The sequence below is a fragment of the Acinetobacter sp. genome, assembly GCF_045628685.1.
Lineage (GTDB): Bacteria > Pseudomonadota > Gammaproteobacteria > Pseudomonadales > Moraxellaceae > Acinetobacter.
Genome location: NZ_JAZQPV010000127.1, coordinates 57,536 through 81,773 on the forward strand (window position 1 = coordinate 57,536; position 24,238 = coordinate 81,773).

General features: G+C 41.8%; 18 protein-coding genes and 4 tRNA genes. 7 read left to right on the forward strand and 15 right to left on the reverse strand.

What is annotated here, in order from left to right; translation table 11 throughout:
• Positions 1–36 precede the first annotated feature (36 nt).
• Positions 37–1,443 (reverse strand): DNA polymerase III subunit epsilon, encoded by a 1,407-nt coding sequence (dnaQ, locus tag ACKI4H_RS16490; protein WP_407307641.1) that lies wholly within the window; start codon positions 1,441–1,443, stop codon positions 37–39.
• A gap of 218 nt (positions 1,444–1,661) precedes the next feature.
• Here dnaQ and ACKI4H_RS16495 point away from each other — a divergent pair, with 218 nt between their 5' ends.
• From ACKI4H_RS16495 to ACKI4H_RS16520, 6 genes are all read left to right on the forward strand, one after another.
• Positions 1,662–4,949: a LysM peptidoglycan-binding domain-containing protein gene (locus ACKI4H_RS16495; protein ID WP_407307643.1), complete on the forward strand. Its 3,288-nt coding sequence runs from the start codon at positions 1,662–1,664 to the stop codon at positions 4,947–4,949.
• A 26-nt stretch (positions 4,950–4,975) separates the two neighbouring features.
• Positions 4,976–6,814, forward strand: a complete 1,839-nt coding sequence (locus ACKI4H_RS16500; RefSeq protein ID WP_407307645.1) for an extracellular solute-binding protein — start codon at positions 4,976–4,978, stop codon at positions 6,812–6,814.
• A gap of 32 nt (positions 6,815–6,846) precedes the next feature.
• Complete coding sequence (locus tag ACKI4H_RS16505) at positions 6,847–7,911, forward strand: microcin C ABC transporter permease YejB (protein ID WP_407307648.1); 1,065 nt, start codon at positions 6,847–6,849, stop codon at positions 7,909–7,911.
• Entirely contained in the window at positions 7,911–8,924 is a 1,014-nt protein-coding gene (locus ACKI4H_RS16510; RefSeq protein ID WP_407307650.1) for an ABC transporter permease, read from the forward strand. Before ACKI4H_RS16505 ends, ACKI4H_RS16510 begins: the two co-directional genes overlap by 1 nt.
• Positions 8,899–10,488: an ABC transporter ATP-binding protein gene (locus ACKI4H_RS16515; RefSeq protein WP_407307702.1), complete on the forward strand. Its 1,590-nt coding sequence runs from the start codon at positions 8,899–8,901 to the stop codon at positions 10,486–10,488. Before ACKI4H_RS16510 ends, ACKI4H_RS16515 begins: the two co-directional genes overlap by 26 nt.
• 100 nt (positions 10,489–10,588) lie before the next feature.
• Positions 10,589–11,833, forward strand: a complete 1,245-nt coding sequence (locus ACKI4H_RS16520; protein ID WP_407307652.1) for an NADH:flavin oxidoreductase/NADH oxidase family protein — start codon at positions 10,589–10,591, stop codon at positions 11,831–11,833.
• 259 nt (positions 11,834–12,092) lie between these two features.
• On the opposite strand, the gene ACKI4H_RS16525 is transcribed toward ACKI4H_RS16520, so the two are convergent.
• The 13 genes from ACKI4H_RS16525 to pyrC all read right to left on the reverse strand — a co-directional run bounded on the left by ACKI4H_RS16525 (position 12,093) and on the right by pyrC (position 21,203).
• Positions 12,093–12,168, reverse strand: a tRNA-Glu gene (locus ACKI4H_RS16525).
• 12 nt (positions 12,169–12,180) lie between these two features.
• A tRNA-Glu gene (locus tag ACKI4H_RS16530) sits at positions 12,181–12,256 on the reverse strand.
• A gap of 135 nt (positions 12,257–12,391) precedes the next feature.
• A complete protein-coding gene (locus tag ACKI4H_RS16535) occupies positions 12,392–13,276 on the reverse strand; it encodes a hypothetical protein (RefSeq protein ID WP_407307654.1) in 885 nt (294 codons plus the stop codon).
• 81 nt (positions 13,277–13,357) lie between these two features.
• On the reverse strand, positions 13,358–14,776 hold the full coding sequence (locus tag ACKI4H_RS16540; protein WP_407307657.1) for an amino acid permease: 1,419 nt from the start codon (positions 14,774–14,776) through the stop codon (positions 13,358–13,360).
• Between the two features lie 110 nt (positions 14,777–14,886).
• Positions 14,887–14,962 (reverse strand) — tRNA-Glu (locus tag ACKI4H_RS16545).
• Between the two features lie 155 nt (positions 14,963–15,117).
• Complete coding sequence (locus tag ACKI4H_RS16550) at positions 15,118–16,542, reverse strand: amino acid permease (RefSeq protein ID WP_407307659.1); 1,425 nt, start codon at positions 16,540–16,542, stop codon at positions 15,118–15,120.
• 134 nt (positions 16,543–16,676) lie between these two features.
• Positions 16,677–16,841: a hypothetical protein gene (locus ACKI4H_RS16555; RefSeq protein ID WP_407307661.1), complete on the reverse strand. Its 165-nt coding sequence runs from the start codon at positions 16,839–16,841 to the stop codon at positions 16,677–16,679.
• A gap of 401 nt (positions 16,842–17,242) precedes the next feature.
• On the reverse strand, positions 17,243–17,626 hold the full coding sequence (locus ACKI4H_RS16560; protein ID WP_407307663.1) for a hypothetical protein: 384 nt from the start codon (positions 17,624–17,626) through the stop codon (positions 17,243–17,245).
• Positions 17,627–18,134: 508 nt separating this feature from the next.
• Complete coding sequence (locus tag ACKI4H_RS16565) at positions 18,135–18,449, reverse strand: hypothetical protein (protein WP_407307665.1); 315 nt, start codon at positions 18,447–18,449, stop codon at positions 18,135–18,137.
• 272 nt (positions 18,450–18,721) lie between these two features.
• The gene (locus ACKI4H_RS16570) at positions 18,722–19,111 is read right to left on the reverse strand and encodes a TonB-dependent receptor plug domain-containing protein (protein ID WP_407307667.1); all 390 of its coding nucleotides are present in this window, start codon (positions 19,109–19,111) and stop codon (positions 18,722–18,724) included.
• A gap of 317 nt (positions 19,112–19,428) precedes the next feature.
• Positions 19,429–19,504 (reverse strand) — tRNA-Glu (locus ACKI4H_RS16575).
• A gap of 20 nt (positions 19,505–19,524) precedes the next feature.
• Positions 19,525–20,184, reverse strand: a complete 660-nt coding sequence (gene rnt / locus ACKI4H_RS16580; RefSeq protein ID WP_407307669.1) for a ribonuclease T — start codon at positions 20,182–20,184, stop codon at positions 19,525–19,527.
• On the reverse strand, positions 20,169–21,203 hold the full coding sequence (gene pyrC, locus ACKI4H_RS16585) for a dihydroorotase (protein WP_407307671.1): 1,035 nt from the start codon (positions 21,201–21,203) through the stop codon (positions 20,169–20,171). Before pyrC ends, rnt begins: the two co-directional genes overlap by 16 nt.
• A 153-nt stretch (positions 21,204–21,356) precedes the next feature.
• Between pyrC and ACKI4H_RS16590 the strand changes: the two genes are divergently transcribed.
• Complete coding sequence (locus tag ACKI4H_RS16590; protein ID WP_407307673.1) at positions 21,357–22,616, forward strand: GGDEF domain-containing protein; 1,260 nt, start codon at positions 21,357–21,359, stop codon at positions 22,614–22,616.
• Positions 22,617–22,678: 62 nt separating this feature from the next.
• Here the strand turns inward: ACKI4H_RS16590 and argG are convergent, their stop codons facing one another.
• On the reverse strand, positions 22,679–24,022 hold the full coding sequence (argG, locus tag ACKI4H_RS16595) for an argininosuccinate synthase (protein WP_407307675.1): 1,344 nt from the start codon (positions 24,020–24,022) through the stop codon (positions 22,679–22,681).
• Positions 24,023–24,238 lie beyond the last annotated feature (216 nt).

The following is a 24,238-nucleotide window of genomic DNA, read 5'->3' on the forward strand; positions in this document are numbered from 1 at the left end:
ATGTTTAAATACAAAAAACCACTAGAAATGTAGATTTTATTTTGCAAAAAGACAAGCTGTTCCATGTTTTTCTTCAAATTCTTTGACCCATGTCTCATGTGCTTCAAGTTCCTGTTCTGAAGGCAAGATGACAGGAAGCTCGATTTGTACGCTTAGACGTGCTGTCTGCGCCTCTTGTTGTTCACTCTCGGTCAAGGTATCCATGTCGAAGGAAACTTGACCACCGGTCATGGCTAAATAGACATCGGATAAAATTTCAGCATCGAGTAATGCACCGTGGTAAGTACGGTCTCGTTGCGGAATTTCGTAACGTCGGACCAAAGCATCGAGAGAATTTTTTTGTCCCGGATGTTTGCTCTTTGCCATGGCCAAAGTATCGGTGACCTTGCAAACTTCAGACAAAGCCACAAAGCCAGCACGTTTGAACTCCATGTTGAGGAAGTTCATGTCGAAGGTGGCGTTATGCGCAATAATTTCTGCACCTTTTAAATACTCGAAAAGTACATCGGCAATTTCTGCATAAACCGGTTTGTCTTTTAAGAAAATATCTGAAATACCATGAATATTTTCAGAATCACCGACTGGTTTATTTGGATTGATATAAATGTGAATGGAGCTACCGGTCAGTTTGCGGTTGACCATTTCAATGGCACCAACCTCGATAATACGGTCAGTGTCCTGGAAGTAGAAACCGGTGGTCTCTGTATCCAGAATCAGTTGGCGCGGACCATGAACTTGTTTGGTTCGTGGTGTAATTACAATATGTGGATGGTCTATATTTGACAGGTCAGGTGCAACACTTTCTACAACTTTATCTTGTACTTCATTTGCATCATTCATGTCTTCAGACTGAATCATTTCTTGTTCTAAACTCTCTAAAGCTTCGCTGTCATCCTGCGATTCCAGGAAATCAAATCCAAAAGGATCATCTAGCAACCAATCCTTTTCCACTTTTTTTTTATCTAAAACCGTAGCTTCTGCTGATGGTTGTTCTACTTTTAATAATGGAGTTTTCATGGCTTTTAATGTTTGGTCTGCGCCCAAGTTGGCGAGTTGATCCGCCATTTCATTGCCGGGATGTCCGGCATGACCTTTAATCCAGTTCCATTCAATGTCGCGGCCCTGGCAGGTTGTATCCAGTAGTTTCCACAGGTCCGGATTTTTAACATCTTTCCAGTTTTTCTTTTTCCAGCCATGAATCCACTCGGTAATACCTTGTTTTACATAGTTGGAGTCGGTCCAGATAATCAGTTTGGCATCGGTAGGGCAGAATTTAATCCCTTCAATTGCAGCGGTGAGTTCCATTCGGTTATTGGTGGTCTCAGCTACACCGCCATACAGTTTATGCTCTTCAGTTTCAGTAATGACATATGCACCCCAACCGCCTAAACCTGGATTGCCGCGACAGGCGCCATCGACATAGAGTGTGATTGTTTGAGTCATATAAACCAAATCCGAACGAGTGAGAGTCAAATAGAAGCATGTGAATGGTGTATTGTATAACGCAAATGTACTTTTGAACTGTAAAGATGCTTATTTTTTAATTTCTTGTAACATTTACAGTGAAATCACGCTAAATTAATCTCTTGTGTCGACGACGTGCTTCACTACAATGGCATATCTAAAAAATAAATTTTATACGAGTTGTCTGGATTTTCTTTATGTATAAACCAACCGCAATTTTGTGGCAGCCTTTATTACCCAGTTTTTTTAAAATTACAGTATTGGGCTCAGCTTTAGCTGCGCTAGGTTTGACGGGGTGTTCCTCGGGGCAAAGTGCAAAACACGGATCAAAATCGAAACTGGTGGGTTCTGCATATCTGGATTCCAACAGCTTAGACTCTTTGGAAGATTTACTTTCTGCAACAGATATGCGTGCGGTAGAAGGCGATCGTCTGCTCATTTTAAAACACGGTGATGTCTGGAAGCGTATGACCGTGGGTTTTAAAATGAATCAAACTCATTGGGACTCTCGTATTGAAGCACAGCGCGGCTGGTTTATTTCGCGTCAACCCTATTTGGACCGTTTGAGTGCACGCGCTTCACGTTATCTTTACCATACTGTGAAAGAGGCAGAACGCCGTGGTTTGCCGACTGAACTGGCTTTATTGCCCATTATTGAAAGCTCCTATGACCCTGCAGCCACCAGTAGTGCAGCAGCAGCAGGGATGTGGCAATTCATTCCAAGTACCGGACGTATTTATGGTTTGAAACAAACCAGTTTATATGATGGCCGCCGTGATGTGGTCGAATCAACGCGTGCAGCGTATGAATTTTTAGGTGGATTGTACAATCAGTTTGGTTCGTGGGAACTGGCTTTGGCAGCCTATAATGCAGGCCCAGGGCGTATCCAGCAAGCGATTAACCGCAATAAAGCGGCAGGCTTGCCGACAGATTACTGGTCACTCAAATTGCCACAAGAGACCATGAACTATGTGCCGCGTTTTTTGGCGGTTGCACAAATTATTAAAAATCCGGCTGCATATGGCGTGTCTTTGCCTCCTATTGCCAACCGTCCGCACTTTAGAGAAGTGTCTGTTGGTCCAGTAAGCTTAAATGAAATTGCTTCGATTACCGGCTTGAGCCGTGCTGAGCTATATCAGTTAAATCCAGGGCATCGTGGAGATTTGATTGATAGTGAAAGCCCAATGCGGATTATTATTCCTGCAGACCTCAGTCCATCGATTGATGCTCGACTTAAAAAATTATCACCAAACTCGGGTGGTTTATGGACAAATACTGCCAAACCTTTCACGCCAGAAAAATCTAATCCGCCTGAATTAAATACTCGATTGATGAGTCCCGTAAAAACAGTACCTCCTGTATTAACCACAACAACCAAGAAAACACCTCAACCTGCAATTAAACCTGCTAACCCTGTAAACACAAACGCAGCTTCGAATACGCGTATCTCTACGCCTTTAGGTTCAGCCGCATTGGCGTCGTTTGCATCAAATAGTGATATTCCGAGTGCGCCACGTATTCCGGTTGCAGTAACGCCTGTTGCCAATGTTAAACCTGTGACGGTTGAGCCACCATTATCTAAAGTGGAGCGTGAGCAAATTTTGGCTGCAGTAAAAGCTGAAGGTGAAAATAAAACAGTCGAGCAAGTGCTGCAACCTGTAGCCAGCAAAGCTGAACAAGACAAAGTGGTTGCAGAACTTAAAGCCATTGCACCGCAAGGCACAGAAATTACCGATCCATTTGACGGTAAAATTAAATTAACCGCGATTCAAACCAGTCAGTCGATTGCAGAACAGCAAGGTAAAGAGTTGACCAAAGGCTTCTCTTATCCAAAAGGTGTGGCGGAAAATACCAAAGCGGATTCTGACGAAGCACAACGTAACCAAGGTAAAAATTACGTTAAGACGGATTCAGAAGTTGTGGTGGTTGCCCCTAAAGGAAAACGAAGTACTTATACTGTTCTTCCAGGTGATACCTTAACCGTTATTGCAATGAAAAATGGTTTGAGCTGGCGTGATGTGGCAAAGTGGAACCAGATTGATCCTAACTCGCCACTGTATGTGGGAACCAGTATTTATCTATACGATGCCAAACCGCAAAGTACAGAAACATCTGCAATAAGCAAGGTAAAAGCACAGCCTGAAACCTACGTGGTGCAAGCCAATGACAATTTGACCGGGGTAGCTAGCCAGTTTGGTCTGTCAGTTAAACAACTTGCGGATTACAATAATTTATCCGTCAGCAGCGGTTTGCGCGTTGGGCAAAAATTATGGTTAAAAGAAACTGCCCTAAGCAATTCCAATACTGCGGATACCAAGAGCAATAATGCAACATCAGCTGCTAAAGTGAAAACCAAATCCTATGTGGTCAAACGTGGCGAATATTTAAAACTGATTGCTGACCGCTATGCCTTGTCTAATCAGGAGCTGGCAGATTTAACCGCCGGTTTAACTTCGGGCAGTAACTTGCTGGTGGGGCAAAAAATCAATGTTCCATTACATGAAGTTGAAAGCAAAGTAGAGACGAAACAGGAAGAAAAAACCACTTCTGCTAAAACAGAAACAGCAGTGCTGGAATCTTCGTATAAAACTGAAAATTATCGGGTACAACGTGGGGATACCTTATCCAGTATTGCTGCACAGTCGAAAATTTCGTTAACTGAATTGGCCCAACTCAATAAATTATCTAATAGCAATGGCTTGCAAGTGGGTCAAACGCTTAAAATTCCGGCAAATTCAACTGTTCCAGAGAGTTATACCGTGCAATCCGGCGACAGTTTGTCGGCTATTTCGGCCAAATATAATTTAGGTATAGATTATATTGCCAATATTAACGGCATTAACCGTAATACAGGTTTGCGTGTTGGACAGCATTTAAAACTCAGTGGTGAAGCTGCACCTGCGGTTCAGTCTGTAAATGAAATAATCTTAGATAAAGCTGAAAAAGCAGTCAAAGGTGTGAAGCCAAGTGTGCACGTGGTGAAATCGGGTGAAACTTTAAGTTCGATTGCACGTCAGCATTATTTACAGCTTCAGTATCTGGCCGATCTCAATCAAATCCGTAACAACAGCACGGTACGTGTCGGACAGCAGCTAAAAATTGGTTTACCAGCTGAAGTTGAAGAGAGAGCCAATAGTATTCGTCCTGTCGTTGCAAGCCCGTTAGAGGCTAAATTCTCCTCTAAAAGCACTGAGAGCTATACGGTGAAACCCGGTGAGTCTTTAAATGCAATTGCCAATCGGGTAGGTATGTCGGTTGCTGAATTGGCAAGCATGAATAAACTCAGTACCAGTGCCGGTTTACGCGTGGGTCAACGAATTGTGCTGCCTAAAACAGTGACTGAGTACAAAATCAAGCGCGGTGACACTCTGATCGGTTTAGCTAACCGTTATGGACTGGATACAGATAAATTGGCGGAAATGAACGCGATCAAACCGAATACTCAATTGCGTATTGGTGAAGTGATTAAAGTTCCAAACTTATAATAATAGCCAGCAGGGAGTCAGTGTAGATGTCATTTGCTATCGCAAAATGCTTGAGTTTTGCCTACGGGATGAGTCTCTTGACACAAGCGCTATGTGCCGCCGTGCAGACCACACCGTATATTGCGCTGCATAGCCAGCCGAAATATGCTGGCTTAGCCGTCATGCCTTATGCCAATGCCAATGCACCAAAAGGTGGTTATTTAAGTACTGCCAGCAACGGCACATTTGACAATCTGAATAGTATGAATGGTAAAGGTAGCTCAACTGAGGGTGCTGAGCATCTGTTTGATTCGTTGATGTCGAGTTCACTGGATGAGCCGGGGGTAATGTATCCCTTGCTGGCAGAAAAAGTGACCTTTGATCCGGATCAAACCCAATATGTCATTTTCCATTTAAATCCCAAAGCACGCTTTAGTGACGGCAGTGCAGTGACTGCCGAAGATGTAAAATTCAGTTTTGACACTTATCAGACCAAGTCTAATCCGGGTCTGCAGATGTATCTGGCCGATTTAGATAAAACCGAAGTGTTGTCCAGATATGTAGTAAAGATGAGTTTTAAGTCTGACAATAATGCTGAAATGCCGCTGATCCTGTCGCAAATGCCGATTTATTCGAAACAGGATTGGAAAAACAAAGATTTTACCCGGGTCACCATGCAACCGATTTTAGGTTCAGGACCGTATCTGATTGATCGCATTGATGCCGGTCGCAGTATTACTTATAAACGTAACCCGAACTATTGGGGTAAGGATTTACCGGTCAATAAAGGGCGTTATAACTTTGACCGTTTGAAGTATGTGTATTACCGCAGTCTGGATATTGCTTTTGAAGGCTTTAAGTCCGGGCAATATACCCTGCATGAAGAGTTTACCGCGCGTAAATGGGTCACTGAATATCATTTTCCTGCGGTAAAAACCGGAATGGTGGTGAAATACAAGTTTCAGCACAAAAATCCGATTCCGACCCAAAGTTTTGTTTTCAATACCCGTCGTACGCCTTTTCAAGACATCAAGTTTCGCCAGGCTATCACCTATGCCTATGATTTTGAATGGCAAAACAAGGCGCTGTTCTATGGTCAATATCAACGATTACAAAGTTATTTTGCCAATAGTGAATTGGAAGCCAAAAGTGTTCCAAGTCCTGCAGAACTGGCAGTTTTAAAACCATATTTAGCCAAACTTAATCCGATTCAACGTCAAGGTGTCCTGAAAGCCTGGAAATATCCAGTTTCTAATACCAGTGGTTTTAATCGTAATAATCTGCTGATTGCACGTCAATTACTCATCAAAGCAGGCTATACCTTTAACAATGGCCGTTTGCTCGATACCCAAGGTAAGCCGATTCGGATTGAATTTTTAATTCATCAAGATGGTTTACAACGTACCCTGATGCCGTTTGTCCGCAATATGAAACGTCTGGGGGTAGATGTTGCCATTCGTCATGTCGATGTGCCGCAGTACATTGAGCGTATGCGTAGCAAAGACTTTGACATGACCACCAATGTTATGCCGCAGTCTTTAAACCCGGGCAATGAACAGGCACAATTCTGGGGCAGTGCATCGGCTGATCAGCCGGGAAATTATAATTATGCCGGCATCAAAAACCCCGTGATTGATGATGTGATTCAGCAGATCATTCGTGCACCCGATCGTGAGCAATTGGTCATCAGAACCAAGGTGCTGGATCGTTTATTGCGTGCCGGCTATTATCAAATTCCGACCTATGGTAAAGGGGAAAACTGGTTTGCCTACTGGAACATGTATCATCAACCCAGGGTTAAACCCAAGCTTTCAACAGGAATTGACTATTGGTGGAGTGATGCCGGAAAAGCCAAAAAAGTCACCCATTATTTAGGTCAACAATAAGCAAGAGCACAGGCACAAGGAATGTCGTTTCGATGGGCATATATATACTAAAAAGACTGCTGCTGATTATTCCGACACTGTTTTTCATTTTATTGATTAACTTTGTGGTGATTCAAATCGCACCCGGGGGTCCTGTCGAGCAAGCTATTCAACAGGCGGAAGCTTTTCAGGGCATGGGTGCCACGGGAGGTGAAACCGCGTCAGCTAAAAGCAATTATCAGGGTGCAAAAGGCTTAAGCGAAGAAATGGTCGAGAAGATCAAAGCACAATATGGTTTTGATCAGCCTGCACCTGAACGTTTCTGGATGATGCTGAAAAGTTATGTGACTTTCGATTTTGGCACCAGTTTTTTTAAAGATAAGCCTGTGACCCAATTGCTTTGGGAGAAAATACCGGTGTCCTTGTCATTAGGACTATGGAGCACTTTGCTGATTTATCTGGTCTCTATTCCTTTAGGCATTAAAAAAGCCCGGCAACATGGCATGCTATTTGATAAATCCACCTCCATGCTATTAGCGATCGGTTATGCCGTACCGTCTTTTGTCTTTGCAGTTTTGCTGATTGTGTTCTTTGCTGGCGGTTCATATTTTCAGTGGTTTCCGCTACAGGGACTGGTTTCAGAAAACTTTAGTGAACTAAGCATGTTAGGAAAAATTAAAGATTATTTCTGGCATATGACCTTGCCTTTGCTTGCAATGGTGATTGGCGGTTTTGCCAGCCTCACCTATTTAACCAAATATTCGTTTATGGAAGAGTTGAGTAAGCAGTATGTGCTGGCGGCACGTTCTAAAGGTTTAACTGAATTGCGGGTGTTATATGGTCATGTCTTTCGTAATGCAATGCTGATTGTGATTGCGGGTTTGCCTGAAGCCTTGATTGGAATTTTCTTTGTGGGTAACCTGTTTATTGAAATCATTTTTAATCTGGATGGTTTGGGATTGCTTGGTTTTGAAGCCATTCAACAGCGTGATTATCCCGTGATTTTTGGTACATTGTTCCTGTTTACCTTAATGGGTTTGATTCTGCGTTTAATCAGTGATGTGTTGTATCAGGTGATTGACCCGCGTATTAATTTTGATTCGCGAGGTGCTGAATAATGTCACCTTTAATGCAGACACGCCTGAAACGTTTTAAGGAAAATAAACTCGGCTTTGGTTGTCTGATCATTTTTGCCTTCATTTTTATTTTATCACTTGCAGCCGAATTGATTGCCAACGATAAACCGCTTTTGGTGAAATACGATCATTCACTCTATGTACCAGTTTTTAAAGCTTACCCGGAAACGGCTTTTGGCGGGGTATTTGAAACCGAAGCCGATTATAAAGATCCTGTGGTACAGCAACTCATCAACGATAAAGGCTGGGCCGTTTGGCCAGTGATCAAATATTCCTATCAAACGCCTAATCTGGAACTTGCAGTTCCTGTACCGTCTGCACCTACTTCACAAAACTGGTTGGGTACCGATGACCAAGGGCGTGATGTGCTGGCGCGTATCCTTTATGGTTTGCGCGTATCGCTGCTGTTTGGTTTTGCTTTGACTATAGCTTCGGCCATTCTTGGAATCGCTGTCGGGGCGATTCAGGGCTACTACGGTGGATGGGTTGATCTGCTGGGTCAGCGCATTCTGGAAGTGTGGGGTGGTCTGCCCATGTTATTCATGGTGATGATCCTGGTTAGTATGTTTACCCCGAATGTGTACTGGTTATTTTTGATTATGCTGCTGTTCGGTTGGACCACTTTGGTAGGTTTGGTTCGTGCTGAATTTTTAAAGGCACGCAATCTGGATTATGTCCGTGCTGCACGCAGTCTGGGTGTGGAAGACCGAACCATTATGCTGCGTCATATCTTGCCCAACGCCATGAGTTCCAGTTTGTCGCAGTTGCCTTTTATGCTAACGGCCAATATTACTGCCCTGACAGCTCTGGACTTTTTAGGTTACGGCTTGCCGCCAGATGCTGCATCATTGGGTGAATTATTATTACAAGGCAAATCAAATCTGAATGCACCTTGGTTAGCGCTTTCGGGCTTCTTCACTTTGGCAATTGTCCTATCTTTATTGATTTATATCGGGGAGGCGACACGTGATGCATTCGATCCAAGACGCCAATAATCCACAAGCGGTATTAAGCGTAGAACATTTAAATATTCAGCACGAACAGCAGGTTTTGTTAGATGACCTGAATTTTCAGTTGCATGCAGGTGAAACCGTTGCCATTGTCGGTGAAAGTGGTTCAGGTAAATCGATTAGTAGTTTGGCTTTACTTGGCTTATTACCGAGTAGCTTAAAAATAAAAGGGCAGGCTTGGTTTGGGCAGCAAGATTTACTGACATTCAAAACTGAACAGCTCAGACAAATCCGTGGCCATAAAATTGCCATGATTTTTCAGGAGCCGATGATGGCTTTAAATCCGTTGCATCGGGTCGAGAAAATTATCGGTGAAACTTTATTGTTGCAAGGCTGGTCAAAGCAAAAGACTCAGGCGCGCATTATTGAATTGCTGAATGACGTCGGGATTAGTGAGCCTGAAGAGAAATTGCGCCGTTATCCGCATGAGCTTTCCGGTGGGCAGCGTCAACGGGTGATGATTGCCATGGCCTTGGCTTTAGATCCGGATATTCTGATTGCCGATGAGCCAACCACCGCTTTGGATGTGACTTTGCAGGCACAAATCTTACATCTGCTTAAATCATTACAACAAAGCCGAAATATGGCCATGATTCTAATCAGCCATGATTTAAATCTGGTGCATCGCTATGCCGATCAGGTGATTGTAATGAATAAAGGTATGGTTGAAGAACAGGGTAGCGTTACAGAAATTTTTAAAAACCCGAAACAAGCCTATACCCGGGATTTACTGAATCATGATTTTGGTGAAGCGATTCAAATTGCAGACAGTCCCAATATATTGGCTTTACACAATGTCGCGGTGAAGTTTCCCATTAAGCAAGGTTTGTTAAATCGGGTCAAAGACTACTTTATAGCGGTTGAACCCTTAGACTTAGCGTTGGCACAAGGGGAATCGATCGGCATTGTCGGTGAAAGCGGTTCGGGCAAAAGTTCGCTGGCTTTAGCCATTACCCGCTTGATTAAAAGTGACGGTAAAATCGTTCTGCTTGGCACAGATTTAAACCAATGCAATGAAAAGCAGTTACGGCCTTTACGTGCCGAATTTCAGATTGTATTCCAAGATCCGTTTAGCAGTTTAAATCCACGGCTGAATGTCGAGCAAACCATTGGTGAAGGCTTAGGCTTAAAAAAACTGGCTACCGCGGAAATATCACAGCGGATCGATGAAGCCTTGGAAAAAGTCGAATTGCCGGTTTCTTTTCGAACGCGTTATCCGCATGAACTTTCCGGTGGGCAACGTCAGCGTGTTGCATTGGCACGTGCATTGGTATTACGGCCTAAATTGCTTATTCTGGATGAACCGACCTCGGCACTGGATCGTACCACCCAGCGGGCGATTGTGAAATTGCTCAGACGCTTACAACAGGAACATCAGATCAGCTATGTATTTATCAGCCATGACTTGCAGGTGGTGAAAGCCCTATGTCAGAAAGTGCTGGTGTTACGTCGTGCTCAAGTCATGGAATTCCAGAGCACGGAACAATTATTTTTAAATCCACAAACTGAATATACCCGGCAACTGATTGAAGCAAGTCAGTATGTTTAAAATTACTGACAAGTCATATTGTCAGAATAGCCATTGACGGATTACAGAATAAGGTTAGGGTATTAACTCTAAATAAATACAAATAAACCAGGATTGAAATATGAGCCATCTTGCTGAAGCCATTTCCATTCGAAATATCACCTTTAAAAATAGAATTATCAAAGCCGCGATGAGTGAGGCCTTGGCAAATGATGCAGGTCAGCCAAGCCAGCTACACTTTAATCTTTATGAAGCCTGGGCCAAAGGTGGCTTGGGCTGCGCGATTACCGGCAATGTGATGGTGGATTTTCGTGCCAAAAATGAACCGGGCGTGGTGGTGATTGAGTCGGAACGCGATTTGGCCAAGCTACAGCAATGGGCAGAGATTGGTAAACAACATGGCATGGTGCAACTGATTCAATTATCTCATCCAGGTCGTCAGTGTCCTAAGGGCTTAAACAAGGAAACTGTTGCACCATCGGCGGTTCCTTTTAGTCCAGTGCTTGCCACCACGTTTGGTACACCGCGTGAATTACGTGAAGATGAAATTCTCGACATTATTCAACGTTTTGCAACTTCAGCGAAAATCTGTGAAAAAGCCGGTTTCGAAGGCGTGCAGCTGCATGGTGCGCATGGTTATCTGATCAGCCAGTTTTTATCGCCCTTGACCAATAAACGTCAGGATCAATGGGGTGGCTCGATTGAAAACCGCATGCGTTTCTTGCTGGAAACTTATAAGGCAGTTCGTACGGCGACGTCGGAACAATTTATCATTTCCGTGAAACTGAACTCGGCAGATTTTCAGCGTGGCGGAATTACAGAAGATGAAGTTATTGCAGTATTTAAAGCAATTGATGAAGCTGGAATTGACTTGATTGAAATTTCAGGCGGAACTTATGAAGCCCCGGCAATGGCTGGAGCGAAAGCAGATAAACGTAAAGTCAGCACCATTGCGCGTGAAGCGTATTTCCTCGATTTTGCCGAGAACATTCGTAAACAAGTCAAATGCCATCTGATGGTGACAGGAGGTTTTCGTACGGTTGCAGGGATGAATGCTGCACTGGACAGTGGTGCATGTGAATTTATCGGAATCGCACGTCCGTTGGCGGTGGAAACCGATTTAACTGATCGTTTGATTGAAGGACAGGATGTACGTTACGCGATAGATAAAATAAAAACCGGTATTCCTATGGTCGATAAAATGGCGATCATGGAAATTATCTGGTACGCCGCACAGTTTAAAGCGGTCGCGCAAGGCAAACGTCCCAATCCGAAACTGTCACCACTAAAAGTTTTCTTTAAATATGCCAAAGGCAATATCACTGCAATAATTAAAGGCCAGATTAATTCACGTCGTAGTGCTTAAGCTGCAACCCCTTATAAACTACGAAGACCAAAGCAGACCTACCTTTCTCTCATACGTATAGAAAGGCGGGTCTGCTTTTTTTAGAGGGTGTTCTAGACAGTTTGCTCTTTTTAAAAAAATGTTGAGAGAAAAATAATGAAGGTTTTACGATCTCGAAAGTATAAAAGGGGAAGTGATTTCAGATTTAAGAATATTTAAAAACAAAAAAGCCTGAGTCATGATGCTCAGGCTTTTTTGTGAGATTTTTCAATCTCGAATATGGCGACCCTACGGGGATTCGAACCCCGGTTACCGCCGTGAAAGGGCGATGTCCTAGGCCTCTAGACGATAGGGTCATCTATATGAATTGGCGTCCCCACGGGGATTCGAACCCCGGTTACCGCCGTGAAAGGGCGATGTCCTAGGCCTCTAGACGATGGGGACGTTTCAGAGGTGGGCGTATAATAGGGTGGATATTAAAACCTGTCAAACCTTTTTCAGCGATAATCTTTAAAAAGCAAATCAAGTGCATAAAAATAAAACAAATGGGTGAAATATACTGTGAAATTCGCTATTTTTTCATTTTAAGGCTTCCAGTATGCTTTGGATGACAGCAGGATGCTGTAAATAGCCGGTAATACTGTGAGGATTATCAAGAGAGGTTGTAATTGCTTGATTAATAATTGGAGGGGTGAGATTGAATGGAGTTTTACACAAAGGAAAGGCAGTTAAAAAATCATCAGGTGAATAAAAATTGAACCAATCGCCATAAAGTTGAGGTGGTCTGGAAATAGGGGTGACAAGTTTTTCCTGAATGACTTTAAAGGCTAAAGGGGAGCCTAAAGTGATAAAGCGCTGAATTTGAAAATGGGGATATTGATGTAGCAGGTTATAAGTAATAACCGAACCGAGAGAGTGCGCCACAATAATATGATCTAGCTCGGGATGAAGATAAGATATGATCCGCTGATGAACTTCCTGCATAAAATCCGGGTTGGATAAGTATAAATAAGTTTCAATTAAGAATTTATGAATTAACGTTTCATGTAGCTTGGGATAATGGTTGAGAAACAGAACTAGCTCTTTAAAGGCATGATCTCGGGTTAATGCGCTAATAAGGGCTAAATGCCGGGTCAGGGACTTGGCATATGCCGGATTGAAACTCGGTAATACGCTGATACAGGGATGATGTTCTGGAGCGATGGTACTGTTATGCCTTAAATGGAAGGGCAGATGTAAATGCGCAATAGATTTCGGTAATAAAGTCTGTAAATCCAGATTGTTATATAATTTATGCTTGCTGAGCAAGTCCCCATAAAAGGGTAACTGGATATCCAGTGAGCTTAGCTCAATTTCAAGAGGTGAATGTTTTAAACCTGCCTGAAAGGCATTTAACCAATGTTGTCTTAATGAATTTGCATCATAGGCTTGCTGATTCATGCCGTGAATAAAAATGATTTTCATACCGGGTCAGACTTTTTATAGCAGTTATTGTCTTTATTGAGCTTAAAAAAAGGAGCGGTACTTGACCACTCCTTTTATGTGTCAGTTTTGCTTTCGATAGAAAACATAGTAACTGAGATAACACGCTGCAATAAAGATTAAGCAACCAATAAAGCCCGGTAGCATTTCAGGGTCGGTTGCCATACTGATACAGGTAATAAAACAGAATACAAAACCTAAGATCGGCACGATTGGAAACAACGGGGCAGCAAAGCCCAATTCTTTTGCAGTGTGACCCGCTTTATACCACTGACGACGGAAATTGAACTGGCTTAAGCAAATGCTCATCCACACCACAACCATGGTAAATGCAGCCACACCCAGCAAATTTTTAAAGATGGTTTCAGGTGCAAATTGTTCTGACAATAAACCCGGTAATGCACCTAGCATGGTGACCATGATCGCAATAAATGGAATACCGCGATGATTCACTTTAGAGAACACAGCAGGGAGTTGTTTTTTATCAGATAAAGACCACATCATACGTGAAGCGGCATATAAACCCGAGTTGGCTGCAGATAACAGCGCCGTAATAATTACAAAGCGAATAATATCTTCTGCATGTGGAATACCAATATAGGTAAATACAGTTACGAATGGGCTGCTACTTACACCTTCAGCACCCAAGCCTGCCAGCTGATGTGGCAACAGCGCACTAATCACGACAATGGTACCGACAAAGAAGATTAACAATCGCCAGATTGCTGCATTGATTGCTTTAGGAACATTCTTAGCAGGGTCTTTGGTCTCACCGGCAGCAACACCAATCAGTTCAGTACCCGAGAAGGCAAAGTTCACAATTAGCATGGTTGCAAAAATAGGAAACAGGCCTTGAGGGAACCATCCTTGAGCGGTCAGGTTGCTAAATAAAGGCGCAGATGAGTAACCTTGGAATGAAAGTATCCCAAAGATTGCCAATAGACCTAAAATAATAAAGCTGATCACCGTAATTACTTTGACGAATGACAGCCAAAATTCAGATTCTGCAAATAATTTGGTTGAACTCATGTTGAGTCCAAAAACAATGGCTGCAAAACCAATGGTCCAGATCCAGACCGAAATTTGAGGAAACCATTCCTGCATCAGCAATGCTGCAGCAGTAAATTCAGTTCCCAAAGTGGCTGTCCAGGTTAGCCAATACAACCAGGTAATCATATAACCCGTGCCCGGACCAATGAATTTATGTGCATAGGTACCAAAAGAACCTGATTCGGGCATATGTACCGCAAGCTCGCCCAGGCAAAGCATGACTGCATAGGCAATTAAACCGCCTAATACATAGGAGATGATGGCACCTACAGGCCCCGTTTGTGCAATGACTTCACCCGAACCTAAAAACAAGCCTGTTCCGATTGCGCCACCAAGCGAAATCATGACCAGGTGTCGAGTACTCATAGCGCGTTTTAAAGGCGCAGAATTGCCCTGATGCGAAGCATCATTCGGAGTATGAGATGACTGCATAAGAGAAAAACAAAAAAAGAAATGAAGCGAGCTATTGTAGTGAAAAACTACAAATCTGCAATGTAATAATGATATGTATTGAAGCTTGAATGATCGTATAGCACGATATATGGCGACCCTACGGGGATTCGAACCCCGGTTACCGCCGTGAAAGGGCGATGTCCTAGGCCTCTAGACGATAGGGTCGTTAGGAGGTGATGCGTATATTATGGATTTTTAAGGGGACTGTCAAACCTGTAATTGCATTATTTTTAAAATATTGAATTGATTGCATAAAAAATGACAAATCTCTATAAAAAAGCGCAGTTTTAAACTGCGCTTTTTTATAGGACACTCATTAACTAATTTCTATTGTGATATAACCAATAATAGCTGGCATAGCAGCCTGCCATAAACAGTAGGCAACCAATAAAACCAGAAATCATTTCAGGGTCAGCAGCCATACTTAAACCTGTTGCTGTACAGCAAACAAAACCCAGAATGGGTACCAGCGGAAACCAGGGTGTACGAAATTTAAGTTCCGCAACATTATGACCTTGTTTGAGCCATTGACGACGGAAATTAAACTGGCTCCAGCAAATACTCATCCAGACAATCACCATGGTAAATGCAGCCACACCCAACAAGTTTTTAAAGATGACATCTGCACCGAATTGTTCGGAAAGCAAGCCCGGTAAACCACCAATCATGGTTACCAATACCGCCAACACAGGAATTCCTGATTTACTGACTTTGGCAAATACGCGAGGCAGCTGGTTTTGTGCAGCCAAAGCCCACATCATGCGGGAAGCAGCATATAGCCCGGAGTTTGCAGTGGAGAGTAATGCGGTAATAATGACAAAGCGAATGATATCAACTGCATAAGGAATGCCCATCAGGTTGAAAACCGATACAAATGGGCTGCTACTTAAACCGTGACCTGCATTTAAACCTGCATCCTGATAAGGAAGCAGAGAGCTAATCACGATAATGGTTCCCACAAAAAAAATGATCAGGCGCCAGACAGCCGCATGAATGGCTTTGGGTACATTCTTCTCAGGATTTTGAGTTTCACCCGCCGCAATCCCAATCATTTCCGTCCCATTAAAGGCAAAATTGACAATCAGCATGGTGGCAAAAATAGGGAAGATGCCATTGGGTAACCAGCCCTGTTCAGTTAAATTTGCAAACAGTGGGGCAGATTCATATCCTTGAAAAGGAATAAGACCAAAAATAGCGCCAAATCCTAAAACAATGAAAACCAGAACAGTCGCCACTTTAATCATGGAAAGCCAAAATTCAGATTCGGCAAACGTTCGGGTAGAACTCAAGTTAGATAGCAGTACACCACTGGCGAAAATCAGCGTCCAGATCCAGATTGAGGTGCTTGGAAACCATTCCTGCATCAGTAATGCAGCGGCAGTAAATTCCGTACCTAAGGTTGCTGACCAGCCAAGCCAGTACATCCATGACACCATATAGCCTGTACCGGGTCCAATATAATTGGAGGCAAATGCACCGAATGAGCCAGATACAGGTAAGTGAACTGCAAGCTCACCTAAGCAAAGCATCACCAGGTACGCAATTAAACCGCCAATAATATAGGCAATGACTGCACCCAGTGGTCCAGCTTGTGAAATGACTTCACCAGAACCCAGAAATAAACCGGTACCGATTGCACCACCGAGGGAGAGCATAATGAGATGACGCTTGGTCATGGCTCTTTTTAACGAACTGGTTTGTCCCTCGGCAGCTGAGTGCTGCGAAGGTTGAATAGGAGATTGCATAATCTAGAAAAAGAGTTGAAAGAATTATTTTAATTGTTGAGTACGTGAATATTCATATAAATCGTTTTTTTCTGATTCATTCCTAGGTTTAATAAGAAAACTAGATGAATCAAAAGAATCACTTAAACCATCCTTTAGTGATCGGGTGTCTGATATTTTTGTGATTGTTGCGCAAGTGCTTGTTGTGGTGCTGGAGAGGAAGATTCTTTGGCAGGTTCTACATCTTTGTTGACAAGATATAAATAGACAGCAGAAGGCAGCAGAATCATGAAAACAATAAAAACTTTTTTCAACATCATGGAGATAGTATTGGGTGGAAGATACTCACGTTAGCATGTAAACGGACATAAAAAAAGAGCACCGAAGTGCCCAGGAGTTAAACTTTTAAAATTAGAACTTAAAAGTGATATCGGGTATGAATTGGCGGCTGATTTCAGAGTTGAGAGTTCCATCATGATTTACATAGCTATTATGTCGGTTTGTCACATTGTTAATAGTTAGACCTAAGATGGAATCCAGATTTTTAGAAAGTAAAATAGGGTAAGTGGTCCGAATATCCCAATTCAATACATTTTTTGTTTCAACAGGCGTAAATAGGTCATATTGATGACCATTGTGATCTGTATAGCCTAATGTTTTCCGCTTCATCGCATCCATTTTTGCCCGATAACTCAAGAAATTACTGATTCGTAATGGTGTGTTACTGAATTGGATATCCCATCCTAGGCGTGCTGTACATGGGGTATTGTAATTGGATACTGAAATCTCTCGCATTCATCAGTTTCCCAGCATAATAGACTTCAGATGTTCCGTTATAGCTCGTGGTGTAATCTGTAAAGTTACGGGTGGTATCCGTGTAATCTGTAGCTAAGCACAAATACTGTAAAGTATTTTTAAGTTCAATAGGGGTTGATATTCTTGATCGTGAAAGTATAGATATTTGATTCTGAGCGTCCAGAATTATCATAAATCGATGCTTCATCGGCATTATTTCGTATTTCTTTGTTTTGTAAAGATCCTTGCGATCTTGAAGCTCATTAAAAAAAGCATTTAATCCATAATAACGATTCCATCCTGTTGTCATGATTATGTGATCATTGCCCCATGGTTTAAATATAAAAGCTGTTCGCGGTGCGATATTATTGTTCTTGGTTAAACTGTCGTAGTCTGTTCTAAAACCCAAAGTAGCTGTAGTGAATTTACCCTACTGGATTTTATTTTCTAACAAAGCATGCCAACGGTCGGTCTTGTTGAAAATCAATAGTACCTTTACGGTAGGAAAAACGATTTTTTAGGAATTGCCCTGGATAATTGCTGAATGTGGTTAGACCTTTATCACAGGCATCATAATGAGTACCCTCCGGTGCCGTGCCGTTATTACTCTTTAAATTTGAAAATTCTGTATACCAGTATGTATTAACGGGTCTGGTCCGATATGCATCATAATGACCATAACCCGCGTCTATTTTAAAAGTATGGTTAAAATTGTTGGTCTGTATAGGCTCAAAGTGTGCCTTGACAGAATATTCTAGTTTTTGTTCTTACTGTTCCGTGCTGCCAAAAGCACCTTCATTTTGAGCACTTTTTTCTGATCAGTTTTTTGTAGTAGATTTTGTCCAGGTATAGGCATCTTGTTTACTATCACGTGCCGCAGTTTGGGTCTGATAATTTAAATGTTGTTCAATGTCGACATAGTTCAGTTGGTTTTTAAGATTAAGGTAGAAATTTTGGCTGTCGGAAGTGTGATTGGAATCTGAGTTGAATGAATTGGATTGGAAATATAATCCTTCCGATTCAAAAAACTGGGTACTAAATTTCAGACTGGTTTGCTCGTTAGGTGTATAGAAAGCTTCAAAACCGGCATTGCTTGATTCTCGTTTTTGATCAAATTTAGGGGGTTCAAGCAATTCTGTTTGTAATGGGAGGTCGGAACGGCGATATGAACCAAAGACATTTAAACCTAAGCTTTTAGTTAAATTGCCATATGCAGCAGTTGCCCTTATGCCTTGTTTATTAAAGTAACGCTGATAATCTTTACGGGTTGAATTTTCAAATTTATCTTGTTCGGTTGTATTTATATAATTAATTCTAGACCAGTGATCGGAAGTATAGTCATAACTCAGAGAGCTATGAATCTTGCCAAGGACAGTTTTAGGGGCGAATATGGTATCGGCACTGACTACACCCCAGACTCACCATATTCAGCGCCAATATTGCTATCCAAAACAGTTAAATTGCAAATTAAGTCAGTATTTACTGCTACAGTTTGAGAACTGCCCATCAGATCCATATTGGCGTTGTTGTTAGAGCCTCCATCTGGATTAATAGTATTATTGATGCTTAATCCATTAATTAAAAATTTGTTCTCATAATGCAGGCTGCCATTAATACTGATTTCAGCAGGGGATAATTCACCTTGCTGTTTTCCACTTCGATAGCCTTGATCAAACTGCACATTTAGATTGACCTTTAGGAAGTCGTTAATATTCTTTGAGCTATTTGGGGATTTGTCTAAATCTTCTTTTGTATAGACAGTGGTTCCAACTTCAACTGTTTTTTCTACCTGCATCACAGGGCGGAGGAGAGGAATAGAGTAATTAATTTGTTCTAAGATTACGTTTTGCGAAAGGTCATTAGCATAGTTAAGGCAACGAAGCTGAGAGAAGAGTCGTTAAATCGAACACTTAATGTTTATAAAAATGGAAAAGATGGTGATGATCATTAACTAATATAAACTAAGAAATGGAAATAAGAATCATTTTCAATAGATGTTTTAATAGAAATTAAGGCAATCAATAGGATTGATAGGGGGTTCAGAAATATAGCGAAATCTAAACAATAGAAATGCGTTTAAGACATTAAATGAAACAGCAGAAAAATAATAGATGGCGTCCCTACGGGGATTCGAACCCCGGTTACCGCCGTGAAAGGGCGATGTCCTAGGCCTCTAGACGATAGGGACGTTTAGAAGATGGCGGTATCTTATTGATCCGCCACCAGAGTGTCAAGTAGATGAGGTGCGAGTTTGTTTAAAATATAGCAAAACAGTTCAGCAGTCTTTTGAGTGTCGTATAAAGCAGAGTGTGCTTCCTTGCCATCGAACTCAATTCCAGCGTGAATACACGATTTTGCCAGTACAGTTTGACCAAACATGACTGCACTTAAAGTCACGGTATCGAACACAGAAAAACTGTGGAATGGATTTTGATTTTTAGTTCCAGTACGCGCAATTGCTGCTTGTAAAAAACCTAAATCAAAATGTGCATTATGACCGACCAAAACAGCATGGGTACAATTCTGCTGGCGACGAACTTCATTTACAGATTTAAAAATACGTTTTAAGGCACTTTTTTCATCTTCAGCCATGGCCATGCGCATTGGATTAAATGGGTCAACCCCAATAAAATCGAGTGAACGACGGTCTAAATTGGCTCCTTCAAAAGGATTAATATGCGCATGATGAGCTTCACCTGGCACAAACTGACCTTCTTCATTATAAATGATGGGGATTGCTGCAATTTCCAATAAGGCATCGGTCTGTGAGTTAAAACCTGCTGTCTCGACATCGACAACAACAGGTAGAAATCCACGGAAACGCTGACCAATTATGGGTTGAGTTTCATCTGTCACACTTTTCTCCATTGGATGGTATTACCCGCATATAGGGGGATAATTGTTTCACCATCCAAGTAGTCTAAACTTGTCGGAATAACTTGCTCTTCTTTAACCAAGGTAATGGTGTTGGTATTACGCGGAAGACCATAGAAGTCAGCACCGAAGTGGCTGGCAAAACCTTCCAGGCGGTCAATTTTACCGACTTGGTCAAAAGCTTGAGCATATAATTCAATTGCGGTAGGCGCACTATAACAACCAGCACAGCCACATGCATTTTCTTTGGCATTTTTTGAATGCGGCGCACTGTCTGTACCCAAGAAAAATTTAGGATTCGAGCTGGTCGCCACTTCAAGCAAAGTTTGCTGATGGGTTTGACGTTTTAAAATCGGCAAACAATAGAAATGCGGTTTTACCCCACCCACCAACATATCATTGCGGTTAAACAATAAATGCTGAGGTGTGATTGTAGCAGCTACATTGCGGTCTTGTTCTAATACAAAATGTGCAGCTTCACTGGTCGTGATATGTTCAAGCACCAGTTTAAGCTTAGGGAACTGTTTTAAAAGTGGAGAAAGCACTTCATCCAAGAAGCGTTTTTCACGATCAAAAATATCGACATGGTTATGCGTCACTTCACCATGTAACAATAAAGGCACTTGATGCTCTTCAAGTTGCTCGATCACAGCATAGACTTTACGAATATCACTGACACCATTGTCTGAATTTGTCGTTGCACCAGCAGGATAAAGCTTGATGGCATTGACATGTTCAGATTCTTTAATTTTTTTAACTTCGCTCGGTTGAGTGTAGTCCGTAAAGTAAAGCACCATGCGTGGATCAAAAGAGATACTTTCAGGTACATGTGCCAAAATACGTTCACGATAAGCAATCGCTTCTTCCACTGTTTTTACAGGAGGAACAGTATTTGGCATACAGATTGCGCGTGCAAACTGTCTGGCTAAATCGGGAACTGTACGTTTTAAAGCAAGACCATCACGAAGGTGAGCATGCCAATCATCTGGCTGGAGGAGAGTGATTGTATTCAAGGCCATTTCAATCGAGGAAATAAAACAAATGATAATCCATAAAGTGTGAAAAGGGTAACGAGAATTAAGGACAAATGGTGATATATATTTAAATATTAATCATAAAATTGTGCTATTTTTAACTAACTAAAAAGAATTACCAAATGCTTGCGAATGGAATACAAGTATAATCTAGCTAAATTACAGTATGATAAAGAAAAAGTGGAAGAACTCATTACGCAGCAAAGTCGCCGTGTAGGACAAGTTTTTCCAAAAAAATTAGAACAGGAATTTTGGTCTAAAAATTTAGAGCGTGCGCGTAAACATATTGAAAAATACTTCTGGAGTGGTGTTTTAAGCTATTTTATTTTTATGGTGGTCATGATTCCAAGTGACTACTGGATTATCGACCAGCAATATCTCGTTCATGATTTTGTGCAATGCATGTTGGGAACAATCAACGGTGGCGTATGTTTGCTGATTTTATACTTGTTTGCTCATTCCGCTAAAATGCGTCCCTATTTTGCCTATGCTGCGATGGGAATCAATTTTTGGGCCATTGTTACCATGTCGTGGTTAAACATAACCGTTGAAACGGTGGTGCTACAGCATCAGGCTATGGCTATATTATGTATTATTTATATTCTTGGTTATATTCTGACCGGAGTAAAACCATTACACATGTTGCTGACAGGCATGGCGGCAGCAATATTCACAATTGTGCTATTTTTAGGATTGCATGTTAAGTTTGATGCGATGGTACTGGGACGTATCCTTGCTGGAAGCTCTATATTAGGTTATGTGATTAGTCATATGATTTTTGCACGTGAACGGATGATTTATCTGTATTCAATGCGGGCCAGAATTAGTGAAAAAATTCACCGTATCCATAATTCGGAATTATTGCATTTGAGTCAGCATGATGAACTGACAAAAATTTCAAATCGGCGTACTTTTGATGGAATGATGGAAGTTTTTTATCAGCAGACTCGCCTGGATCATAGCTCTTTATCCATTTTGTTTATTGATGTAGATTTCTTTAAAAACTATAACGATTTTTATGGGCATCAAAAGGGCGATGATGTCATTTTTTCCATTGCTAAATCCATTAAAAATGCCATTCGGCATATGGATTTTGTCGCGCGCTATGGCGGCGAAGAGTTTGTGGTGTTATTGCCAGAAACGGATGCCCATGGTGCCTATGCGGTTGCATCGAATATTTTTAAAGCCATAGAGCGTTTGGAAATTCCCCATGCCCAATCATTGGTGTCGAGCTATATTACGATTAGTTTGGGAATTACGGTGTATCGTGGAGAAAATGAGCTCAGTATAGAAGCATTACTCAAGATTGCCGATCAAGCCTTGTATCGAGCTAAAAAGCTTGGACGAAACCAAATTTATTATCAATCTATTCGTGCGGAAAATATTGCTTAAAAACTCAAACTACAATTATAAAAAAAACCGCCATTTAGGCGGTTTTTTGACATTCAACAAACTTATTTGTTTTTGTCTTTTAATTGAGGCACTGCAGAACCTGTACCCACAGCAAGGAGACCTGCATTGGTATAGATGCTCAGTTTCGCACGGGTATCAGTAATGTCCAGGTTACGCATGGTTAACTGACCAATACGGTCCATAGGCGTAAACATAGAATCACCTTTCTCCATCGTCAAACGCTCAGCTTCATAAGTGAGGTTTTCAGATTCAGTGTTCATGATGGTGAAGTCATTACCACGACGAAGTTCTAAAGTTACTGTACCCGTCACTGCTTTAGCCACCCAACGTTGAGCAGTTTCACGAAGCATCAGCGCTTGAGAATCAAACCAGCGACCTTGATAAAGTAGACGGCCTAAACGTAAACCGTTAATACGGTACTGTTCGATGGTATCTTCGTTATGAATACCGGTTACAAGGCGTTCGTAAGTGATATGAAGAAGCGCCATACCTGGTGCTTCATAGATGCCACGAGATTTCGCTTCGATGATACGGTTTTCGATTTGATCCGACATCCCTAGACCATGACGACCGCCGATACGGTTGGCTTCAAGAATCAATTCAACTGGATTGTCAAAACGTTGGCCGTTCAATGCAACGGGTGTACCTTCTTCGAAAGTCACGGATACCAGTTCAGGTTTAACCTCAACTTCGTCTTTCCAAAAGGCAACGCCCATGATTGGATCTACGATTTTGATACCGGCATTCAGGTATTCAAGATCTTTCGCTTCATGAGTCGCACCCAACATGTTTGAATCAGTTGAGTAAGCTTTCTCTTTTGACATTTTATAGTCAAAGCCGTTGTCGATTAAGAATTGCGACATTTCGGCACGGCCACCCAATTCATCAATAAACGTTTGGTCTAACCAAGGTTTATAGATTTTAAGGTTTGGATTGGTGAGTAAACCATAACGGTAAAAACGTTCAATGTCGTTACCTTTATAAGTTGAACCGTCACCCCAGATGTTTACGTCGTCTTCTTTCATGGCGGTAACAAGCATCGTACCTGTTACTGCACGACCCAATGGAGTCGTATTGAAATAAGGAACACCGCCAGTGCTAATGTGGAACGCACCACATTGAATAGCAGCAATACCTTCAAGTGCAAGCTGTAAACGGCAGTCAACTAAACGAGCTTTTACTGCGCCATAAGCTTCAGCTTTCTTAGGAATCGCATCGTAGTCTTCTTCATCTGGCTGGCCTAAGTTTGCTGTATAAGCATAAGGTTCAGCACCTTTTTGTTTCATCCACAATAAAGCAGCTGAGGTATCAAGGCCACCAGAGAAGGCAATCCCGACTTTTTTGCCTACTGGTACATTCTGCAAGATAGTTGCATTGTCAGTCATTGTAAGTCCTAACGATATAAAATAGGCACCACGATAATTGGTAGCCGAGGAGAATCTATAGTTGCTTCAATTGTAGCACTTTTAGGTAAAAATTTTTTCGTAAAAATAGACAATCAAAAAAATATCTGTAGTTTTTGAGCTAAAAGTCTAGTGAAAAATCATCAACAGGGGGATGAAGCAATAAAGAAAATGAATTTCATTAAATAATTTAAATTA

Excerpts from the sequence above, each read along its gene's own strand:
- dnaQ (WP_407307641.1), bottom strand. The coding sequence starts at position 1,443 with ATGACTCAAACAATCACACTCTATGTCGATGGCGCCTGTCGCGGCAAT.
- rnt (WP_407307669.1), bottom strand. The coding sequence starts at position 20,184 with ATGGAGAAAAGTGTGACAGATGAAACTCAACCCATAATTGGTCAGCGT.
- ACKI4H_RS16590 (WP_407307673.1), top strand. The coding sequence starts at position 21,357 with ATGGAATACAAGTATAATCTAGCTAAATTACAGTATGATAAAGAAAAA.
- ACKI4H_RS16505 (WP_407307648.1), top strand. The coding sequence starts at position 6,847 with ATGGGCATATATATACTAAAAAGACTGCTGCTGATTATTCCGACACTG.
- ACKI4H_RS16510 (WP_407307650.1), top strand. The coding sequence starts at position 7,911 with ATGTCACCTTTAATGCAGACACGCCTGAAACGTTTTAAGGAAAATAAA.
- ACKI4H_RS16540 (WP_407307657.1), bottom strand. The coding sequence starts at position 14,776 with ATGCAGTCATCTCATACTCCGAATGATGCTTCGCATCAGGGCAATTCT.
- ACKI4H_RS16520 (WP_407307652.1), top strand. The coding sequence starts at position 10,589 with ATGAGCCATCTTGCTGAAGCCATTTCCATTCGAAATATCACCTTTAAA.
- ACKI4H_RS16550 (WP_407307659.1), bottom strand. The coding sequence starts at position 16,542 with ATGCAATCTCCTATTCAACCTTCGCAGCACTCAGCTGCCGAGGGACAA.
- ACKI4H_RS16515 (WP_407307702.1), top strand. The coding sequence starts at position 8,899 with ATGCATTCGATCCAAGACGCCAATAATCCACAAGCGGTATTAAGCGTA.
- argG (WP_407307675.1), bottom strand. The coding sequence starts at position 24,022 with ATGACTGACAATGCAACTATCTTGCAGAATGTACCAGTAGGCAAAAAA.
- ACKI4H_RS16560 (WP_407307663.1), bottom strand. The coding sequence starts at position 17,626 with ATGACAACAGGATGGAATCGTTATTATGGATTAAATGCTTTTTTTAAT.
- ACKI4H_RS16570 (WP_407307667.1), bottom strand. The coding sequence starts at position 19,111 with ATGCAGGTAGAAAAAACAGTTGAAGTTGGAACCACTGTCTATACAAAA.
- ACKI4H_RS16555 (WP_407307661.1), bottom strand. The coding sequence starts at position 16,841 with ATGATGTTGAAAAAAGTTTTTATTGTTTTCATGATTCTGCTGCCTTCT.
- ACKI4H_RS16495 (WP_407307643.1), top strand. The coding sequence starts at position 1,662 with ATGTATAAACCAACCGCAATTTTGTGGCAGCCTTTATTACCCAGTTTT.
- ACKI4H_RS16535 (WP_407307654.1), bottom strand. The coding sequence starts at position 13,276 with ATGAAAATCATTTTTATTCACGGCATGAATCAGCAAGCCTATGATGCA.
- ACKI4H_RS16500 (WP_407307645.1), top strand. The coding sequence starts at position 4,976 with ATGTCATTTGCTATCGCAAAATGCTTGAGTTTTGCCTACGGGATGAGT.